Origin of the sequence: Pseudomonas sp. R4-35-07 (assembly GCF_003852235.1) — a bacterium.
Taxonomy (GTDB): Bacteria; Pseudomonadota; Gammaproteobacteria; order Pseudomonadales; family Pseudomonadaceae; genus Aquipseudomonas.
Genome location: NZ_CP027732.1, coordinates 1695621 through 1712308, shown reverse-complemented (window position 1 = coordinate 1712308; position 16688 = coordinate 1695621). Strand labels below are relative to the sequence as shown.

The following is a 16688-nucleotide window of genomic DNA, read 5'->3' as shown; positions in this document are numbered from 1 at the left end:
CCTGTACCTGCATCAGAAAGAAATCCCCTGTGTTCCAGCCGGGCTCCTGCTTGGGCTTGAGTTATTTTTTAACAGGAGATGTCTGTCAGATTGCTGAACCCTCAAGGCCTCAAGTCGTGCAGGCGACGGTCGGTCGCTTCAGGCGCAACAACAGTAACCCGGCAATCACTACGGCAATGCCGGTATAGGTCGAAACATGGATTTCGTCGCCGAACATCAGCGCCGCCCATACCAGGGTGACCGGAGGCTCCAGATAGACCAACGCCGCAACCCGAGTAGCCGTCATCACGCGCAGCAGCCGCCAGAGGCTCAAGTAGGCGGCAAAGGTGGAAAACACCGTCAGCCATACAATCGAAACCAGTACGTCGGCGTCATGGGGAATGCTCAAGGTATCGGTATAAAGCACCGCGCCGGTGAAGCCGATCAACGTCAGCAGCGATTGGATAAACAGCGGCATGAGCAAGCCGGCCTGCTTGCTCTGCTGCGAACGGCGCTCGTACAAGGTCGCCAGCGTCAGCCCCAGCGCCGCCACCAGTGGCAGCCCATACATGGCCAGGCCAACCTCTTCGCCACCATTGCTGTACTGCCCGGCGATCACGATCGCTACGCCGGCAAAGCTGACCATGAGCCCCACCCATTGCCAGCCGCCGCTGCGCTCAGTTGTGCTGCCCGTCGACAATGCGGCGGTCATCAACGGCTGCAACGCCGCGATGATCGCGGCAATGCCCGGCGGCAAGCCGTTCTGGATCGCCACATAGAGGCAGCTCAGGTACAGAAACTGCGACAGGCAGCCGATGATGGCGTAATGGCGAATCTGCGCCCAGGTCACCTTCAGCAACCTGACGTTCAAGAACGCTCCCAGGCACAGCGATACCAACAAAAATCGCCAGAACAGCAGGTTGAACGCACCGCTGCCTTGTGTGCCCAACTTCGCGCCGATATAGCCCGAACTCCATGACAGAACAAACGCCCCTTGCAAGAGCAGCAATCCCAGGGTTGATCGCTTCATGCAGCCTCCAGCCTGTGTAGTTGACTTCAAGGCTAGGGAAGGAGGACTCTTCTGTATATTTGAATAACCTGCATCACTAATCCGTATTAGTAGAACCATGGTCAAACAACTGAATATCGATCTGTTGCGCACCTTTCACGCCGTCGCACGCTTTGGCCGCTTCAACGAAGCAGCCGAACATGTGCACCGCAGCGCGTCCACCGTGACGACGCAGATTCAGAAGCTGGAAGACCAGGTCGGCCAACGCTTGTTCAGCCGCAGTAACCAGGGCGTGGATCTGACGCTGTACGGCAGGAAACTGTTGGGCGAAACCACCGAATTCCTCAAAAGCCATGACCGCCTGCTGATCTCGCTGATGCCCCAGCGCATGCAGGGCAAGATCCGCCTGGGCGTGCCCGACACCTACGCACCTGCCTTTATGCACACATTCCTGCCGGGGCTGATCGCCGACAACCCGCTGCTGGAACTGGAAATCGAGGCGCGGACCAGTGGCGAACTGTTGAATCTGTTCACGGCAAACCAGTTGGACCTGGTCATCACCGTCAGTGCGCACCCACTAGCACAGGGTGAGCGCCTGGGGCCTGTGCAACCGCTGTGGGTCGCCGCCGAGCAGTTCAGTTACCCACCCAACGCGCCGCTGCCGATCACCGTGCCTATCGCCGGTTGCCCGTACCGCGCGGCGGCGTTACAGGCGCTGAAAGATCACGGGATTTACCATCGCGTATTGCTGGAAAGCCCTAACTCATCGGCGGTAGAAGCTTGCGTGCGCAGCGGCGTGGCCGTGGGCCTGATGGAGGAGAGCCGCATGGGCGAAGGGCTGAGGCAAATCACGCAACTGCCGGCCCTCCCCGCACAGCATCTGTATCTGCTGTGCGACACCGCTAACGCGCTGGCCCTGCATCTGTACGAGCAAGTCAGGCACTTCAGGGTCTGAACGCCGCGCACAAAAAAGCCCGCTGACCGTCACCGGTTCAGCGGGCTTTTGCTTACGCGTAGCTTACAGCGCCAAATCAGACGCCGGCTTGCTTGGCTCAGCCGCAGGCTTGGCAGCCTCGGTGGCCTGTGGAGCCGCCAGTTGCGGAATCGCTGGCGGTGGGGTCAGTTGCAACACACCGGCGGTGTAGGCCCATTCCTTGGCAACCGCTTCAGGGCTGTCGTTCAGTTTGGTGCCGTAGCTTGGCACGATCTGGTGCAGCTTTTCCTGCCAGGCCGGGCTGGCAACCTTGTCCTTGAACACCTTTTGCAGCACGGTCAGCATGATCGGAGCCGCGGTGGACGCGCCTGGCGATGCACCCAACAGGCCGGCGATGGAGTTGTCGGCGGAGCTGACCACTTCGGTGCCGAGTTTCAGGACGCCGCCCTGCTCTTCGTCACGCTTGATGATCTGCACACGCTGGCCGGCTTGCCACAGGCGCCAGTCGGACTGCTTGGCGTTCGGGAAGTACTCTTGCAGTGCCTTGAAGCGGTCGTCATCCGACAGCATCAGTTGGCCGGCGAGGTACTCGACCAGCGGGTATTCACGAATACCGACTTTGGTCATTGGCCAGATGTTGTGGGTGGTGGTGCTGGTCAGCAGGTCCAGGTACGAGCCTTCTTTCAGGAACTTGGTGGAGAAGGTCGCGAATGGGCCAAACAGGATCACGCGCTTGCCATCCAGCACGCGGGTGTCCAGGTGCGGAACCGACATTGGCGGCGAACCGACCGACGCTTTGCCGTAGGCCTTGGCCAGGTGCTGCTCGGCGATGGTCGGATTATCGGTCACCAGGAACGAACCACCTACCGGGAAGCCGGCGTATTCCTTGGCTTCCGGAATACCGGATTTCTGCAGCAGGTGCAGGGCACCGCCGCCGGCGCCGATGAACACGAACTTGGCGTCGGTTTCAGTCTTGGTGCCATCTTTGAGGTTTTTGTAGCTCACACGCCACGAACCGTCTTCGTTACGGGTGATGTCCTGCACTTCGCTCGACAGCTTCAGGTCGAACTTAGGGGTGGTCTGCAGGTGGGCAACGAACTGGCGGGTGATCTCGCCGAAGTTCACGTCGGTGCCGATCGGGGTCCAGGTGGCCGCGATTTTCTGGTTCGGGTCACGCCCTTCCATCATCAGCGGAACCCACTTGGCGATCTGGGCCGGGTCTTCGGAGTACTGCATGCCCGCGAACAGCGGGCTCGCCTTCAGCGCTTCGTAGCGTTTTTTCAGGAACTTGATGTTGTCATCGCCCCACACAAAACTCATATGCGGTGTGGAGTTGATGAACGAACGCGGGTTCTTCAACACGCCCTGCTGAACCTGCCAGGACCAGAACTGACGGGAAATCTGGAACGCTTCGTTGATCTCGACCGCTTTGGGGATCTCAACATTGCCGTTCTTGTCTTCCGGGGTGTAGTTCAGCTCAGCCAGTGCCGAGTGACCGGTACCGGCGTTGTTCCAGCCGTTGGAGCTTTCTTCGGCCACGCCATCGAGGCGCTCGACCATTTCCATCGACCAGCCCGGTTCCAGCTCGTTGAGCCAGACACCCAGGGTTGCACTCATGATGCCGCCGCCGATCAGCAGCACATCGACTTTCTTTGCCTCTTCCGCGTGAACGGACGTGATCCCCATCGACAAAGCCAGCCCCAGCAGGGCAGTGTTTACTTTCTTAAACATCAGTAGCACCTATGATAAAACGCCATCCGCCCTACCGCCCCTGATCATGGGTGACCCTCGATCACGCTACGCCAGGCAACGTACCGCGGGGCCTACACATTCACTTGAGGACTGCAGGGTGGGCACACAAGGCCGATGGATCGACCTCACTGTTATGTCCCTTCTGCGCTGACTTCTTATCATTATTGGCTTCAGCTACCTGGGCGACAGCCAACCGCTGGGACGTATACGGGTGTACGCACCAAGGAAAGACTAGACCAAGACGGCGCGCAGAATATCACGCCAAACCACGTTTATGCGCCGTTTGGCCAATTGACACCTTTAAATCGCGGGTTTTCTCGCGCAGGTGTCAAGGCAGCCAGCCGCGACCTGGGGTCACAGGCCCGGAACTCTCATGCGCCTGGCTGTTCTAGACACCCTCACCGTCCCATGCGTAGCATCGGCGATTGTCTTTCGTACACCTCATCCAAACAGAGCCATTCATGTCTACCCACCCAACACCCGGGCACGTCCTGCCCGCGCGCAATGCCGCCAAAATGGAAGCGGCCATGGCCGTGGGCGCTTTCGCAATCGGCACCGGCGAATTCGCCATCATGGGCCTGATGCCCGACATCGCCCAGAACCTGGGCTTGAGCGAGCCGCAGGTCGGCCACGCCATCAGCGCCTACGCCCTGGGCGTGATGGTCGGGGCCCCGCTGCTGGCCATCCTCGGCGCCAAACTGCTGCGCAAACACATGCTGTTATTGCTGATGGGCCTCTATGCCCTGGGCAACCTCGCCACCGCCTTCACCCCCACCTTCGGCTCGCTGGTGGCCTTCCGCTTTATCAGCGGCCTGCCCCACGGCGCCTACTTCGGCATCGCCGCCGTGGTCGCCTCCAGCATGGTGCCCAGCGACAAACGCGCCGGCGCCGTGGCCCGAGTGATGATGGGCCTGACCCTGGCCATGCTGCTCGGCAACCCCATCGCCACCTTCCTCGGCCAACACCTGGGCTGGCGCTCGGCGTTCGCCCTGGTCAGCGTGATCGCCCTGTGCACCATCGCCCTCGTCTGGCAATTTGTGCCCCATCGCCACGATGAAGAACGCAGTGACCCGCGCAAGGAACTGCGCGCCTTCACCAAACCCCAAGTGTGGATGGCGCTGTCCATCGGCGCGATCGGGTTTGCCGGCATGTTCTGCGTATTCAGCTACCTGGCGCCAACCATGCTGGAAGTGACCAAGGTTTCACCGCAATGGATCCCCTTCGGCCTCGCCGCGTTTGGCATGGGCGGCATCATCGGCAACATCGCCGGCGGCAAGCTGTTTGATCGCATGCAATTTCGCGCGGTGGGCTGGATTCTGGTGTGGTCGATGGCCGTACTGATCTTCTTCACCTTCGCCGCCAGTTCGCTGTGGAGCGTACTGCTGGGCATCGGCCTCGTCGGCACCATGATCGCCCTGGCGGCGCCGTTGCAAATCCGCCTGATGGACATCGCCCACGAAGCCCCGAGTTTGGCGGCAGCGTCCAACCACGCCGCCTTCAACCTGGCGAACGCGCTGGGGCCGTGGTTTGGCGGCATGGCGATTACCGCCGGGTTTGGCTGGACCAGCACCGGCTACATCGGCGCGGTGACGGCCCTCATCGGATTGGGCCTCTACCTGATTGCGCGCCGTATGAAGGGCGGCAACTAACGCCACACGTTTCGCGCCGATCATAGATCCAATGTGGGAGGGGGCTTGCCCCCGATAGCAATAGGCCAGTCAATACACCAATAACTGCCCCACCACCCCATCAATCATCATGCAACAACCCCGCCCCATACTCCCCATAACTACTCCCCAGCCCACTGCCACCAAAATTCATCTTGGCGGCTTTGCTGGGGCTGTGGTCACCAAATGCCTGGCATCCGCCTGAGAAGCACGGGTCGCTGCTCACGGCCGGCGAAGATGAACAAGCGCTCAATAACAACGTGCCGGTGATCATTGCGACTTTGAAGAGGTTCGAAATCATGGTTTCAGTTCCCTGTGGGCTGGAGGCGCTGGGGGTCCTCTCTTGCAGGGAATCGTAGACCTCAACGGTGCAGGGAATTATGAAACTTTGCTGCGGGACAGCATGAGTTCAGGTTGCCGCCTTGGGGGAAGGCGGCAGGGTTGGTTGTCAGGCTTTGACTGATTTGGTTACAGGCGCAACTTGTTCTTGGGCTCGGTCTACGAGCAATGCGCTCAACTCGATTAACTGCTGGATGCCCAGGGCGATGGCTCGTTGGGAGTCGTCGAGGTTGAACGCCAGGGTGGCGGCCATTTCGTTGGCGGATGCTAGGTTTTCGGCGGCGTTGGCCAGGAGGGTTTCGGGGTCGATGGTTGGGTTTACGAGGAAGAGGTTGTTGCTTGGGTGTTCGGCAGGTGCAGCGTCGTCGGATGGGGGCAAGTGATGATGGATTGCCCGCTGGGCTGCGGCTTGAAGCTTTGGATCAGAGGATGCCGCGTTTGAAGCATAAGGCGGATTAGGTGTGACCTTGTACATGGCGAAGCTCCTTAACTATTCAGGAACTACCAGTCTCACTTCCACATGAGAGGTGGCAGCTGTACGCAGGTGTGGAAGACCAGGGCTAAGGACCCGGCGCACCGAAGTGCCCCGCGCACAGCCGCCGAAACACATGATACAGACGTAAAAAAACGCCGATAGGTGTTTGTGACGATTGCGTCTTAGCTTGGTACGGACTTCCACATCCGGCCGCTGGATTGGCAGCGGCTTGAGGAGGTTAGCTAGGGGTGGTCTGAGGGGCAAGCCGAAATAGGTGTAGGAAAAATCCTAGCGAGATAGTGGCCTGACTTATAACTTAATTTCCTTTACAAACGAATAATTTTAAATCTGTCACACGTCGTACTATTCGATCTCCTTAACACATGAAGATATCAAAAAATTCAGATCTGACCCCTTAGAAAAATAATCCAAACCGTAGTTCCGCTCGCCTTTTTTAAGACTTCTAGTTCCAAAAGCAGAAGCCCAAGATAACCAATTAGAACTCCCATTCTTCAAATGCTCATCTCTCAACTCCTTCAGCCCAAACTTCTGCTCAGGAATCTCTAATATTTTCGCACGAGAAATTACACTATTAGAACTAAGCATATACAACTGATTCAATATTCGACCATACAAATCAGTAGCAAACAAATACTCTTCAGCCATAGTTGCGAGCCAAAACAACTGAAACTCCGAAACATAGTTAGATTTTTCGATATACTCATAAATCGCTATTGACAACTGCGCCTTATCGGCAACAGTTAGCGCATTATGGTAACCGAGCGAAGAGTAGATACTTTTTGAAAGACTCGGAAATCGCTCAAGCAATATAGAAAAATATTCAGAAAAATCCGTTGAATGAAACCTCAAAACATTCAAAATGAAATCTGCATCGTGGTCATCCAACGCATCTTCCTTGAGTAATCCTAACAACTGAACAACTTGATCAGACGAAAGATCACGTATCACCTCAATTTCTTCATACTCGGGCTGCTCATGGCCGGACCCAAAGATAGAAACACCAACTTGAACTGCAACTATCTCATATAATTCCTGGCGAATCTCCGAAGCTTTTACTTCAACATCCTGAACGCTTTTTCGGGTTTTTTGCGGATTAACATTCAACCCTTTTTGACCAAGCAATTTCTGGATCTGTATGAAATCTATTTTGATATTATCCTCATTATCATCAAAAATATGATAATCATCCATAAACCGTAAAACCACAGAGCTCTTCAACTGACCATACTGCTCAGTGAATTTTAAAAATTCACTTCCAATCATCTTTGATGGATACAAACCATGAGGCAGAAAATCGACACTTCGGCCAGAGTTAATTTCGCGCATGAACTTACCAAAGCCGTCTTGATCCGCAACATCGACTTTATCCGAAGAGGAAAACCAATGGGATAAATCATGGTGATATACACTATTAAAATAACCAGCTATATCAAAACTTATGTGATGCTTAAATCGTGCCAAATTATCCGCAACGTCTTTCTTAAAAGAACTATAAGCCTGACTTATTGGTATAACTTCACCCTTTTCGAATCTATATCCATAAGATTTCCTAACATCAGAGAACGGCTTTCTAAAAATCTCACGATTTCTATATACAAGATCGTACAAATAGTACTCAGCAACGGGATCAAGCTTCAATGTTCGTCGAAGGTGCCCATTTGACTTATCGGCATAGACAGTCTGTTGAGGCAAAAAGTTATGTGCCAGCTCGGTAGCCGCCAAAACTTTTTGGTACACATATTTTTCAAGCTCTTTCTCTTTGAGCGTAATCATTAACCTACTAGTCTGCATTGGAAACAAACCAGACCAAAAATCTTTTTCATAAAAATCCGTGGTTTTTGACATAATCATATACCTAGTATTTAGCGAAGTTTTTAGGTTTAGCCTTTAAATATACTCTACCATGCAAACACACTGAGCTCATTAGAGAACTATTTATTAGGCAAAATCTCAAACACAATAAACTCAGACCATTGCCTGATAAAAATCTGACAACAACTATTCCATCAGCCTAAACCAATCTCGCAAAGTAAGTTTTAGCCTGACAACCTCGTCCTCCGCCAACGGACTACAATGAGCAATTGGTCCTCTAAGAAGGTTCAGACTATTCATAACTCTATTGAATGCCTTCTCACTATCAAAAACGTCCCCAAAATGAGCCCAATTCTTTCGTACAATCTCCCCTAACTCCCCGAACGTAGTATAATCAAGTTCATCATCAGAACGCTGAGTAAAAGATGAGTCAATTTCCCGCTGAATATTATCCCTCACATTCTTCTTTATTGAATCCGGCACCTCAGCAGCGCCCCACCAATTAGCACCAAGCTCCGATTTCAACTTCTCTTTAACCAACGTACGAATAGAAACTTCCAAACAATAAAAAAGTTCATAATGGATGGCCATCTCACGAGCTTGAGACCTTATTGACTGGGTAAACTGAGGATAATAATCCTGATCTTTCTCCTCCACATCGTCCATCCCAAGATCTCTATTAAGATCAAGTTGCAAACCTTTCTCTACTCCATCTAAAGCACGCTCAGCCATTTGGTTAGAGAACACAAAAATCTTGATTTTATCTTCCATTTCATTTCTTCAACAGGTTTTCGCGAAGGCTACGAAAAATCGCATTAAAGACAGATACGTCATCTGTCTTTGGTAACACCAAATTTATGGTGTAGGACAATCCAAGCTTCACATCTGACATCTCAGAAAAGCTTATATCCTCAATGACTTTTTTCTCGATTGGCGCACGTTCTTCATGTGAGGCAACTACTGAAAAGTCAGCAAACGATTTCAATGCTTCAAAAGTTCCAACTACAGCCCGAACGCTTGGATTTCCCTTTTCCATGCCTGTGATTTCGACAACAAGTCCTTCAAAGTCGGCCTTACTCAAGCTATGCGCATACTCGTTTCTGGCGTATATATCTGGGTAGGCATTCTTGATTGCCTTTGCCATAGCCGACTTTGATTTTTCAGCATTAGTGTTACGAAACTGCTTATACAACTCTGTTGGAGTTCCATCACTACCTAAAAAGCCAAGCTTCTTTGCTAATGGAATAAAGGCTCTGGCGCCACCTCCAGAAAACCCTAACTCTGTCGCTAGATAGTCTTGCGTAAACCGTTCGGGTGTAGCAGCCACTCTAATTTTTTCTAGAATTCGAGGTATATTTCCTGTCGCGTTCATGAAGGCGGGGTATGCTTTAGCCACTTTTTTCTCCTAGTGTCCGTACCGTGGATGAGGCTTGCTCTTAACGAACGCTACTCTTCCGCCATCATGATGTCTACGTGACATCAAAAAAATTTGGAATGTGGCACTCGTCTATAACTTTTCGCCGACGAGTCAGACCCCGAAAATCGTCGGACGGATCGAAAAACACTGCACACTGCCTAGGAAAAAAGGGACAGATTTATACCATCGCTGAGGAAAAGCTAATCACAAGACAGCAAAAAGCCGCATCATCCGCGGCTTATGTCGTAGGCCTTTAGCTCATCCGGTGTATGCGTCTTGAGCCAATGGGGCAAAGCGGCGTTCATTCGCGTTCGCGAGCCCGGTCCGAAGCCCTGAATCGCTCCAGCACGTCAGCATCAAAACGAACATTAACATGCTCTATTAGTGGCTACCGCTTTGGCCGCCCGCGCTTGGGTTTGAGCATTTCCTTCGCCTGAGCTTGGCCAAACAATCCCACAAACACCTCGCTGGCTGGCTTGGCCTTAGCAAAGTCCTCAGCCGACCATTCCGGGTTCACCGTATCCCCCCTTTCAAGACTAGGTTTCTTGGTCATAACTTTTGACCTCGCGTTTGTTGGCTTATATGAAAGCTCATGACGTGGACCGCGTCACTCATGGGCGAATAACGAGGCCAGGACACGATACCTAAGTTTTAGTAGCCAGAGAAAAAGCAATTCACTTCCAGATACACCTCACGACGGACTGCTGAGTCAACCAAGCGCACCAAGGTGTAAGATGCCCCACAACCGCCCCTCATCGAGGCTGCCATGACTGGAATATCCCTAAACCTGCCTGAAGACCTGTCCAATTCTCTCGCCGACTTGGCCAAAAACAACGGCCAGACACCGAGCTACTTGGCAATGGACGTTCTTCGCGACTACAGCGAGCACAAAAAAACACTGACCGCTCAGATCAAGCTGGCGCTAAAAGACGCCGATGAAGGCAAATTCGCCACCGATGCCCAAGTGGCGGCCATGCGCGCTAGGTGCTGGAGCCGGAATGCAGATTGAGTTGCTTGAAAAAGCACTCAAAATGGAGGACGGAGCGAACTATATCGCTCTCCTTGGCGTACTCCACACACGTCAACGTCCTCGTTCGAAGTGGTGAAAGCCGCAAAACAAGCCTCCCCCACACCCAAGACCCATCCCTGATAAACTGCGCCCCATTCGCCTCGCTAACTCAGATCCCCCAATGCCCCTACAATCCGCCCCCCTCTCCCGCCGCTTCTCCGTCGCCCCCATGATGGATTGGAACTACTAACGCTACAGACCTTGAAACACGTAGCCTATAGGCCACCATAAAAATCTCCGTACCACTTCTGTACCACTCCGCTGCCAAGCACCGTAGCTCTTCGCACATATCTCCTCCGCGTACATCCGCTGCTATGCTTCGTGCTTTCGGAACAAGGGCGATACTGATGGCGAGCGAATACTCACTGGCGGATGTGCTTGAAAGAATGTATGAGAACCAACTGGCGTTAGAGGCGGCAATCATGGAGCTGGCGTTATGGACGGAAGAGCGTGGCGAGTTGACGACTGGTGGGAACGTCCGTGGCGCCCTTCAAACGCTTGGTGATAACGCAGGCCACATTAAACAAGGCTTAGCGAGGCTGAGGAGGCAGGATAGTCCATAAATAAATTTGTTGACAATGCGGAAAAAGATTCAAACGTATCGAACGTTTGAATCTCTTCATCACCTGCTTTTATGAAAATTAGCCCCACCCCAACATAGCGCCTGAAGAAAGCCGAACAGCGCTAGCACAAGCGCATTAGCACTATCGATACTCTATAGGATACATACCATCAAACTGGTGGTTAGATTCAAGTATGAAAATTCTAAGCCTTTCCATTTGCTTCTCTAAGTCTAAGCGTTTCAAGTCAGCAACATAATTAGCTGTATAATGCTGTGCCACTTTAACCTTGCTCGCCTCTTTTATCTCTCCTCCCTTGGTCTTGTAATACCTCAGAAGATTCGCCCATTGCCCACGGCTTTCCAGTGATTTCGCTGAAGGGTGGACCGCAAGAACTGTTGCCTCGACCAATGTCTCATCTAAGTAGTTCTCAACTTCTCGCCCCTTTGTAACCCACGCAAATCCAGGGCCAACGTCAAACTCCTGTTGCAGCCGCTGCTTAGTTAAGGACAATTTAGCATGTGCGCTAGACCTATCACTATCAAACATTATCACCGAATGCCTGTTAAGCTTTCTAATACTTATAAAATCTTCAAGCCTTTCTTGCTCATCGCTATCCAGTGCCGACAAATGGCTAAATAGTCGGCCGCCGTAAAACATTATTGAATAGTGCACGCCCTCCACAAAACTATCAACAAGTGTAGCGATCCAATAATTCAAGTATATTCTGTCGGAAGGTCCTTCAACCCAGATAACACAGTTAGCCTGCAAAATATCGGAAGCTTTATAACCAAGATTACTGCAAATTTCTGAACGTTGCCTGGTGCTCGATATAGCCTCGACTTCAGTAGCGCCCTCAATTTGAGTAACATGAAAAATCTCCGCCTCTACAGCATCTAATAGATGCGCAGAATGAGTGGTAAAAAAATATTGATTATTAGTTTTATTATTCAGGTAGGCCACCAACTTCCGCTGAAGCAAAGGGTGCAAATGCAGCTCGGGCTCTTCTATACATAATATACTATCCTCGAGCAGAGTAGCGGCCGCTGCAAGTATGATAACCTCATGCACACCGGTCCCCAAGGATTCTAGTGGCAAGGTTTTACCGTCCATATGAACGAGTATCATATCTCGATCATGAGGTATCTCTATTGAAGCACTTAAATTTTCGAGCACATCGGATAAGAAATTATTTATTGCAGTAAATTTTAATTTATCTTTTTGAAGTTGCAAAGTCGGGTTCTGGATTTTCGCCAAGCGTTCGATTATCCCTTCTCCGCTGAAATCCGTAGCCTGAGTTCCCGAAGCTCCAATTTTCCTAATTGCAGGAATTACTTCAATCTTCGGGATAGTATCTGGATAATAAGCAAGCGCTAGCATTGTTTCCGGAATCCAATGATCCTTTAAATTCCCACGACCCTGCTTAGTTAAAGCCGCCCATAAAATCTGCCATTCGCTGGGGTTAAGTGCCCCCTCCACTTGCTCTCGATCATAAACCAAGGCAAATTTTTTCTTTAATTTATCGTATATATAAACGAACCACAGCCTCGCCCCGTCATTAAACCCTGGACTCATCAGTACTTTTTTCGCTAACTCCACATGCTGACTAGAGCCTTCGCTGCCAATTTTCCCCCAAAGATACTCATCAATCTCAGAAAACTGCATATTAAAAGCGACTCTACGATCGACCTTACCTTTCGAAATATGCTCATCTATCGCGGACAGTTGAATAGCGTCGCTTATCTTCTCGCCTTTTACTCCACGTAAAAGCGTAGGGTAGTGATGAAAAAGAAAATTAATAATATTAGATTTACCAATATTATTTTGACCTATAATAAAATTTACCTTTTTTAAGGGAGCCAACTTAACAAGTTTATCGCCAATACTTCGATACCCCGAAAAACCAAATCCCTTTAGCAGCATATCACCCTCAGCCTTCTGATTAAATTATACATAACAACTGTTCCGCTTTTTTAGACATCTTTAAATAACACGCAGTGTGCCACCAAGTATCGCCTTTGAATTGCTCGAAGTCGTCTCACTCCGAACGGTGCAATCGCATTACTAGATATTTAAATTTCCCCAAGCTAAGAACCAGGTTCAAACCGCGCCCTTCCATCTGTCGCATCCTCTCGATGCCTCCAGAGGCACAGCCCCACCGGCAAGCCAGACTGATGATCGTTATTATAGTCTCGAAGTGTCTGTGCGACAGCGTTCACGCGCAACAGCTAGCGAACCTCCGCCAGCCCCGGTCCCTTAGAATTTACAGCTTTTCATGTTGACCCACGGGAAAGAGGTTAGGAGGGTTAGTTTTTTTCTGGCTGCCCTGAAGGCCTTGTTTCTTATGGCTTTTCGAAGGGATGGTGGGGTTAGATTCTCGGTTAGGTCTGGTTATTTCCTAACCTTTGTCAGTGTTAAATATTCAATATTTTAATTCCTTTAAAAACAGCTAGTTACGAAAAGCTAACCTTTAACCTAACCCAACCTAACCCATCAAAGTTAGGTCTCAAGCCCAACAAACACGGGCCTTCCAAGCCCAAAGCACCCCTTCAAAAAAAAACTAACCTTTTTCCCGAGGCACCTACTAATTTCAGCCGTTCGTGCGTGCTTATAAGCGTTGCGTAAAACATCCACCCTCGCAGGGTTCCGCAGGTTTCTGTCCCCTCCAAAACGCCAAGCAAGCGCCCAGCCTGCGCCGCCGAGAGTGGTCCGCAGGTGCGCAGAAAAAACGACCCATTTAGCCCGCAGGCGAGGTGGGGGGACGACGGCGCGCGCCAGGTGCAGACCCTCCTACCCACGGCCTGTAGCACGTCACTTCCCCGCGCCGTGTAGCACGTCAACCCCCCATCCAGATCGAGGAGGGCAAGCGCCGCAGCGCCGCGCCGCCCGCCTTCTGTCCGAGAGGGTCCCGACCAATGCCTCAGAACAGCGCCGACCCCGTGTTTATTGGCTCCAACGAGTGCTAAGCCTTGTTGTGACCTGCCCAAAATGCTATGTTGTACAGGGCTTTTTCACGTCGTAGAACCACCGATCTTCATCCCTCCAGACCCTCTTTCCTGCAAACAGCCCTCCCTCCTCCGCTACAGTTCGTCGCCTCAAATCGCGTCTTGGGCAAACCTCGATTACTGTATACGCATACAGTAAAAATTAAGCAGTCACCCTCATGACCCCTACAGAACTCAAACAGGCCTGGCTCGCAAAATGGCGAGGGATGCTGGACGACAACGTGTACCGCATGGATCACCCCGAGGCACACAGAGTTAGTTGCCGGTGGGAAACCCGCGACATGCTGGAGGCAGGCGTGATTGATGATCTGGAAAAGTTTGAAATGGACGAGCAGGTTGACGCGGCTTACTGGCACGCCGTTGAAGAGCTGGCTACCGCCGCCGAGGGGTACATGTTTGGCGGCGACTATGATGTAGTGGATAGGTCCACATCAGAGCGCATTGGGCGGATCACCGCCAACACGTACTATTCAGCCACTGGCCCAGGTGCGGACGGATTTGACGGGAAAGTGATTGGCAACAAACCTGACCTGCGCTTGATATTTCGCTCTGACAAGGAGGTCTGGCGGATAAATGGGCTGCTGCTTACCGCGCCATCAGGCGAGCTGTACGATCTGATGCAGACCGCACAAGTTATAAATGGGAAGGTTTACCCGATCATCGGTGACGCGGACGCCTATCGGACACTTGTAGATTGCGCGCAGGTGACCTTGGAAGAGCGCGATTTTGAAGGTTATAGGATAGCCAGGCCGTTGTTACTATCCGCCAAATTCACCAAGTGCACAGCTTGTAATGATCGCTTCGGCCTGCGCGAGGACTGCATGATGTGCTTAGGTCAGGGCTTTGTCCCCAAAGGCGATAATCAACCAGCGTCGCTTGCATAAGCGGCGACCGCTTCCTCAACCAACTCCCTCCATTCGCCGCAGTCGATCACCTTGCGCTCAAGCATGCTATCCGCCAGGGCGAGGCGTGTTTCATAGCGGTACTCTGGCGACCCCGCCTCAAACTCAGCGCCATTGAGAAGCGCATGCCACGCTTCCATCTCGTTAACCTGACGAATGTCGGTTGTCATGACAAATCTCCGGCGTCGGTGTCTATTGGGTAGAGGCCGGCCGGAGCGCGGCTGTTCACCAGGACCGACGAGCGGAGATAGTTATGTGTGGACGACTTTCACAATACAGCGGCATTCATGACTTCGTTGCGGCATTGAGCATGCCTAATGCCCTGGCAAATTCCGTCGGTGAGCTGCCGCTTGATCGTTACAACGTGGCTCCAACCACCCAGGTTGCTCTATTGCACCTGCAGGGCGACCTGCTGCATGCCGACCCGGTGCGCTGGGGGTGGCGACCGCATTGGGCAAAGGACAGAGCTGCGCCAATCAATGCCCGAGTCGAGAAAGTCGCGCACGGATCGTTCTTCCGCTCGATCTGGCCATACCGCGCAATCGCGCCAATAGATAACTGGTTTGAATGGGTTGACGAAGGCGGCCCCAAAAAACAGCCCTACCTGATCCGCCGGAGGGATGGCGCGCCAGTGCTGTGCGCATCGATCGGTCAGCTGCCCGACGTCGATCACGGACCAGGCGAGCATGACGGCTTCGTGATTATTACCGCAGACAGTGTCGGGGGCATGGTGGACATCCACGACCGAAGGCCCGTGGTGTTAACCCCGGACCTGGCCCGTGAATGGTTGGACCCGGCAACGCCAAAGGAACGTGCCGAGCAGATGGTGTTGCATCAAGGCGAGCCGGCCGAGGCCTTTGAATGGTTCAAGGTCGACGTCGCGGTCGGTAACGTAAAAAACAAAGGACCCAGTTTGATCCAGCCAATGCGCTAGAACAGGCCGCCGAAGGCGTTCGGCTCCCAGTTCATGATGATCAGCTCCCCGCTCACTTCTGCTTTGCCTTGCCGCTGATTCGCCGTGCTGTACCGAATATCCACCGTTTCAAAGTGAAAGCCCTCGAACACCCGGCGGATATCTGGGTGGTCGTTAATACTCACCATCACCTTGCCCTTGCAACGCCGCATGAAGTCGGCCATCCGCTCATAGTTCTCAAACGGAAAGTCCACCCCATAGCCAGCTGTCTGCCAGTAAGGCGGGTCCATGTAGTGGAAGGTGTGCGGTCTGTCGTAGCGTTCAGCGCATTCAAGCCAGCCCAGGTTCTCGACATAGGTGCCAGACAACCGTTGCCAGGCCGCAGACAGGTTTTCCTCGATCCGCAACAGGTTGATGGCTGGGCCGGTGGTGGCGGTACCGAAGGTCTGCCCGCTGACCTTGCCGGCGAAGGCATGGTGCTGCAGGTAGAAAAAACGGGCCGCCCGCTGAATATCGGTCAGGGTTTCCGGCCGGGTCATCTTCTGCCATTCGAACACCTGCCTGGAGCTGAGCGCCCATTTGAACTGGCGCACGAACTCCTCCAAGTGGTTTTGAACGACCCGATACAGCGTCACCAGGTCACCGTTGATGTCGTTGAGTACTTCGACAGGCGCAGCCTGGGGACGCATGAAATAGAGCGCGGCGCCGCCGGCAAAGACCTCGACATAGCATTCGTGCGGCGGGAACAGTGGAATAAGACGATCTGCCAGGCGACGCTTGCCGCCCATCCACGGGATAATCGGTGTGCTCATAAGTGATCCTTGTTTTGAAAAT

Annotated in this window: 17 protein-coding genes; 6 read left to right on the top strand and 11 right to left on the bottom strand. The window is 52.6% G+C overall.

Annotated elements, in window-relative coordinates; all coding sequences use genetic code 11:
* Positions 1–109: 109 nt before the first annotated feature.
* Positions 110–1009, bottom strand: coding sequence for a DMT family transporter (locus C4J89_RS07850; protein WP_124414168.1), 900 nt, complete (start codon positions 1007–1009; stop codon positions 110–112).
* A 97-nt stretch (positions 1010–1106) separates the two neighbouring features.
* On the opposite strand from C4J89_RS07850, the gene C4J89_RS07845 reads away from it, so the two are divergent.
* Positions 1107–1943, top strand: coding sequence for a LysR family transcriptional regulator (locus tag C4J89_RS07845; RefSeq protein ID WP_124414167.1), 837 nt, complete (start codon positions 1107–1109; stop codon positions 1941–1943).
* A gap of 63 nt (positions 1944–2006) precedes the next feature.
* On the opposite strand, the gene mqo is transcribed toward C4J89_RS07845, so the two are convergent.
* Complete coding sequence (gene mqo, locus C4J89_RS07840) at positions 2007–3653, bottom strand: malate dehydrogenase (quinone) (protein ID WP_124414166.1); 1647 nt, start codon at positions 3651–3653, stop codon at positions 2007–2009.
* Between the two features lie 482 nt (positions 3654–4135).
* Here mqo and C4J89_RS07835 point away from each other — a divergent pair, with 482 nt between their 5' ends.
* Entirely contained in the window at positions 4136–5323 is a 1188-nt protein-coding gene (locus tag C4J89_RS07835; protein WP_124414165.1) for an MFS transporter, read from the top strand.
* Between the two features lie 100 nt (positions 5324–5423).
* Here the strand turns inward: C4J89_RS07835 and C4J89_RS07830 are convergent, their stop codons facing one another.
* From C4J89_RS07830 to C4J89_RS27125, 6 genes are all read right to left on the bottom strand, one after another.
* The gene (locus tag C4J89_RS07830; RefSeq protein ID WP_124414164.1) at positions 5424–5642 is read right to left on the bottom strand and encodes a hypothetical protein; all 219 of its coding nucleotides are present in this window, start codon (positions 5640–5642) and stop codon (positions 5424–5426) included.
* Positions 5643–5789: 147 nt separating this feature from the next.
* A complete protein-coding gene (locus C4J89_RS07825) occupies positions 5790–6155 on the bottom strand; it encodes a DUF6124 family protein (protein ID WP_124414163.1) in 366 nt (121 codons plus the stop codon).
* Between the two features lie 363 nt (positions 6156–6518).
* Positions 6519–8021 (bottom strand): antiviral reverse transcriptase Drt5, encoded by a 1503-nt coding sequence (gene drt5, locus C4J89_RS07820; protein ID WP_124414162.1) that lies wholly within the window; start codon positions 8019–8021, stop codon positions 6519–6521.
* 153 nt (positions 8022–8174) lie between these two features.
* Positions 8175–8759, bottom strand: a complete 585-nt coding sequence (locus C4J89_RS07815) for a Swt1 family HEPN domain-containing protein (protein ID WP_124414161.1) — start codon at positions 8757–8759, stop codon at positions 8175–8177.
* A 1-nt stretch (position 8760) separates the two neighbouring features.
* Positions 8761–9384 (bottom strand): DUF5343 domain-containing protein, encoded by a 624-nt coding sequence (locus C4J89_RS07810; protein WP_218565845.1) that lies wholly within the window; start codon positions 9382–9384, stop codon positions 8761–8763.
* 409 nt (positions 9385–9793) lie between these two features.
* On the bottom strand, positions 9794–9958 hold the full coding sequence (locus C4J89_RS27125; RefSeq protein WP_256681784.1) for a hypothetical protein: 165 nt from the start codon (positions 9956–9958) through the stop codon (positions 9794–9796).
* Between the two features lie 213 nt (positions 9959–10171).
* On the opposite strand from C4J89_RS27125, the gene C4J89_RS07800 reads away from it, so the two are divergent.
* Together C4J89_RS07800 and C4J89_RS27120 are read left to right on the top strand one after the other, a co-directional pair.
* A complete protein-coding gene (locus tag C4J89_RS07800; protein WP_124414160.1) occupies positions 10172–10414 on the top strand; it encodes a CopG family ribbon-helix-helix protein in 243 nt (80 codons plus the stop codon).
* Positions 10415–10821: 407 nt separating this feature from the next.
* A complete protein-coding gene (locus tag C4J89_RS27120; RefSeq protein WP_124414159.1) occupies positions 10822–11037 on the top strand; it encodes a hypothetical protein in 216 nt (71 codons plus the stop codon).
* 141 nt (positions 11038–11178) lie between these two features.
* On the opposite strand, the gene C4J89_RS07790 is transcribed toward C4J89_RS27120, so the two are convergent.
* Positions 11179–12957: an ATP-dependent endonuclease gene (locus C4J89_RS07790; protein ID WP_124414158.1), complete on the bottom strand. Its 1779-nt coding sequence runs from the start codon at positions 12955–12957 to the stop codon at positions 11179–11181.
* Between the two features lie 1240 nt (positions 12958–14197).
* Between C4J89_RS07790 and C4J89_RS07785 the strand changes: the two genes are divergently transcribed.
* Complete coding sequence (locus C4J89_RS07785) at positions 14198–14923, top strand: hypothetical protein (RefSeq protein ID WP_124414157.1); 726 nt, start codon at positions 14198–14200, stop codon at positions 14921–14923.
* Here the strand turns inward: C4J89_RS07785 and C4J89_RS07780 are convergent.
* Positions 14902–15111 (bottom strand): hypothetical protein, encoded by a 210-nt coding sequence (locus tag C4J89_RS07780; protein WP_124414156.1) that lies wholly within the window; start codon positions 15109–15111, stop codon positions 14902–14904. The two genes, C4J89_RS07785 and C4J89_RS07780, sit on opposite strands and share 22 nt — an antisense overlap.
* 83 nt (positions 15112–15194) lie before the next feature.
* Here C4J89_RS07780 and C4J89_RS07775 point away from each other — a divergent pair, with 83 nt between their 5' ends.
* Positions 15195–15875 (top strand): SOS response-associated peptidase family protein, encoded by a 681-nt coding sequence (locus C4J89_RS07775; RefSeq protein ID WP_124414155.1) that lies wholly within the window; start codon positions 15195–15197, stop codon positions 15873–15875.
* On the opposite strand, the gene C4J89_RS07770 is transcribed toward C4J89_RS07775, so the two are convergent.
* On the bottom strand, positions 15872–16666 hold the full coding sequence (locus tag C4J89_RS07770) for a DNA adenine methylase (protein ID WP_124414154.1): 795 nt from the start codon (positions 16664–16666) through the stop codon (positions 15872–15874). The genes C4J89_RS07775 and C4J89_RS07770 overlap by 4 nt on opposite strands.
* Positions 16667–16688 lie beyond the last annotated feature (22 nt).

Coding starts and splice junctions, on each gene's coding strand:
- C4J89_RS07850 (WP_124414168.1), bottom strand. CDS start 1,009: ATGAAGCGATCAACCCTGGGATTGCTGCTCTTGCAAGGGGCGTTTGTT.
- C4J89_RS07845 (WP_124414167.1), top strand. CDS start 1,107: ATGGTCAAACAACTGAATATCGATCTGTTGCGCACCTTTCACGCCGTC.
- mqo (WP_124414166.1), bottom strand. CDS start 3,653: ATGTTTAAGAAAGTAAACACTGCCCTGCTGGGGCTGGCTTTGTCGATG.
- C4J89_RS07835 (WP_124414165.1), top strand. CDS start 4,136: ATGTCTACCCACCCAACACCCGGGCACGTCCTGCCCGCGCGCAATGCC.
- C4J89_RS07830 (WP_124414164.1), bottom strand. CDS start 5,642: ATGATTTCGAACCTCTTCAAAGTCGCAATGATCACCGGCACGTTGTTA.
- C4J89_RS07825 (WP_124414163.1), bottom strand. CDS start 6,155: ATGTACAAGGTCACACCTAATCCGCCTTATGCTTCAAACGCGGCATCC.
- drt5 (WP_124414162.1), bottom strand. CDS start 8,021: ATGTCAAAAACCACGGATTTTTATGAAAAAGATTTTTGGTCTGGTTTG.
- C4J89_RS07815 (WP_124414161.1), bottom strand. CDS start 8,759: ATGGAAGATAAAATCAAGATTTTTGTGTTCTCTAACCAAATGGCTGAG.
- C4J89_RS27125 (WP_256681784.1), bottom strand. CDS start 9,958: ATGACCAAGAAACCTAGTCTTGAAAGGGGGGATACGGTGAACCCGGAA.
- C4J89_RS07800 (WP_124414160.1), top strand. CDS start 10,172: ATGACTGGAATATCCCTAAACCTGCCTGAAGACCTGTCCAATTCTCTC.
- C4J89_RS27120 (WP_124414159.1), top strand. CDS start 10,822: ATGGCGAGCGAATACTCACTGGCGGATGTGCTTGAAAGAATGTATGAG.
- C4J89_RS07790 (WP_124414158.1), bottom strand. CDS start 12,957: ATGCTGCTAAAGGGATTTGGTTTTTCGGGGTATCGAAGTATTGGCGAT.
- C4J89_RS07785 (WP_124414157.1), top strand. CDS start 14,198: ATGACCCCTACAGAACTCAAACAGGCCTGGCTCGCAAAATGGCGAGGG.
- C4J89_RS07780 (WP_124414156.1), bottom strand. CDS start 15,111: ATGACAACCGACATTCGTCAGGTTAACGAGATGGAAGCGTGGCATGCG.
- C4J89_RS07775 (WP_124414155.1), top strand. CDS start 15,195: ATGTGTGGACGACTTTCACAATACAGCGGCATTCATGACTTCGTTGCG.
- C4J89_RS07770 (WP_124414154.1), bottom strand. CDS start 16,666: ATGAGCACACCGATTATCCCGTGGATGGGCGGCAAGCGTCGCCTGGCA.